This window comes from Finegoldia magna, from assembly GCF_018371055.1.
Lineage (GTDB): Bacteria > Bacillota > Clostridia > Tissierellales > Peptoniphilaceae > Finegoldia > Finegoldia magna_I.
In genome coordinates this window covers 1-2,207 of sequence record NZ_JAGYZD010000263.1, presented here as the reverse complement: position 1 = coordinate 2,207, position 2,207 = coordinate 1, and the positions used below count along the sequence as shown (strand labels likewise).

At 35.3% G+C, this 2,207-nt stretch carries 3 protein-coding genes; all 3 read right to left on the bottom strand.

Annotated elements, in window-relative coordinates; all coding sequences use genetic code 11:
• A partial coding sequence (mreC, locus tag KHW44_RS08880; protein WP_304068606.1) for a rod shape-determining protein MreC occupies window positions 1-562 on the bottom strand: 562 nt, incomplete at its 3' end.
• Window positions 563-1,558 (bottom strand): rod shape-determining protein, encoded by a 996-nt coding sequence (locus tag KHW44_RS08875; protein WP_304068603.1) that lies wholly within the window; start codon window positions 1,556-1,558, stop codon window positions 563-565. It lies immediately after the preceding gene.
• Window positions 1,559-2,207 (bottom strand): DNA repair protein RadC (radC, locus tag KHW44_RS08870; protein ID WP_304068600.1); only part of this gene is annotated, 649 nt, incomplete at its 5' end.

Here is a 2,207-nt window from a genome sequence, read left to right as displayed (position 1 = left end):
CACTATTCATAATAGTGTCCACTTTGCTATGGTTAAGTCCAACTTCTGTTACAACTCCAACCAAACCTTTTTCGATTCCATCATTTGAAGACACAGCTTCAATCACGATGTCACCCTTTTTGATTTTATCCATTGAACCTTTATCTATACTAAATCTCGTAAAAATATTTCCCGGATCTTTTCCAGTTATAAAAGCTTTTGTTTTTATTGTTCTATCTTTACTCAAAAGTTCGTATTCTTCTTGCAAATATCTTTTATCACTTATAACTTTGTTCAAATTATCTACGTTTTTTCGTAGTTTTGCGTTTTCAACAGTTAATCTTTGATTATCTTCACGCATTTTTTTTGTTCCAAAAACATAATGAACCGACTCTTTGAATTTGGAGCCTATCACATAAAACACTTTGTTTACAGGAGTAATCACTGTTCCTATCGCGTTTTCTCCAATAGACATGTAGGTTTTATTGTTGTTCGATATTGTAATCGTCAATATGAGAAACAAAGTCACCGCAAAGAAGAACACTCTTTTTCTAAGCTTATTATTATATCCAAACTTAGCCAATTATTTGTCTCCCTTCTTTAAGAATTTGCCTATGCCAATTCCCGTGCAATCCATAGCAGATTCCACCTTCAACACTTTGATTCCCAAAACATTTGTAATATACTCGTGAATGTAGTCGATAAGGCTCACTCCACCTACAATGTAAATTCCTTCAGCGATAATGTCGTTTGCAATATCTGGCGGAGTTTTCTCCAAAACTTTTCTCAAAGCTTCGATACACATATCTGCTATCGGAACAATTGCAGGTGTAATATCCTTAGCCCTAATCTCAACAGATTTTGGCATAGTCGATATTACATCAGTTCCTCCGACAATCATCGTGTTGTTTTCCCTGTCAGAATTCAATGTCGCAATCTTAAACTTAATGGCTTCCGCTGTCGAAATTCCTATATTAACTCCAAATTTTTTCTTCAAAATTTGTATTATTTCTTGGTCAATATCTTCTCCACCGCTTTTGATACAGTAACTTGTCACAATTCCACCTAGGCTAATTACAGAAGCTTCGATTGTTCCTGCACCTATATTTAAAATTATGTGTCCCGTTGGCTCATCCACATCGACACCCAAACCTTTAAGAGATGCAATGTTTTCTTCAACCAATTTTACACTTCTCGCACCAGCATTTAACGCCAAATCTTCCACGCTTCTTCTCTCAACATCTGTCAACGATGCAGACACCGATACACAAACTTCTGGTTGGAAAATCGAAAAATTAGGTCTTGCTTTTTTAATAAAATACGAAAGCATACTTACAGTCGATTCAAAATCAGCTATAACGCCATTTTCAATCGGACTTATCGCTACGATATTGTCCGGAGTTTTTCCAATCATACTTTTCGCCTCAGTTCCCACTGCGACAATATCGTAATTATTTATATCTATAGCTACAACACTAGGTTCGTTGATTATTATTTTCCCATATTCATCAGAAATAATGGAATTGGAAGTTCCCAAATCAATTCCCAAACCTTCTTGTTGAAATTTAAATAATTTCATTTAAAAATACATTCCTTTCCTCATACTCAGACTATCCCTTGAGCTAACGATAATATGATCTAACACTTGTATTCCTACCAAATCTCCCACTTTATCCAACCTTTTTGTCACTTCAATATCCGCACTTGATGGAATAAGAGATCCCGACGGATGATTATGTACTAAAATAATCGAATTCGCTCCCTTTTTTATAGCAGATTTGAAAACTTCTCTAGGATGAACAATGGATTGATTGATAGTGCCTTTGCTGATAAGTTCTTTGGAAATAATTCTGTTTTTTGTATCTAGAAGTAATGCGTAGAAGTTTTCTACATCACAACTTCCAATCTCATTACAAAAAATCTCTGCAACGCTATCAGGATCGTTCAGACTGAAACTATCCATGGCTTTTCTCAAGGCAAGTCTCCTACCTATTTCGATTCCAGCCAAGATTGATGTAGCCTTTGCCATCCCTATCCCTTTTATTTTCATTAACTCTTCAACGCAAATATCCTTGTAATCATTTTCGTTAATGTAATCAACGACTCTTTTGGAGAGAACTTCTACTCCTTCTTCTTTGATTCCAGTCTTCAATATGATTTGCATCAATTCTTCGTCACTCATTGAAGAAATACCATTGATTTTCATTTTTTCTCTGGGTCTTAGGGAC

What these genes read in the sequence shown, in the direction of transcription:
- KHW44_RS08875 (WP_304068603.1), bottom strand. Translation starts at nt 1,558, where the DNA reads ATGAAATTATTTAAATTTCAACAAGAAGGTTTGGGAATTGATTTGGGA.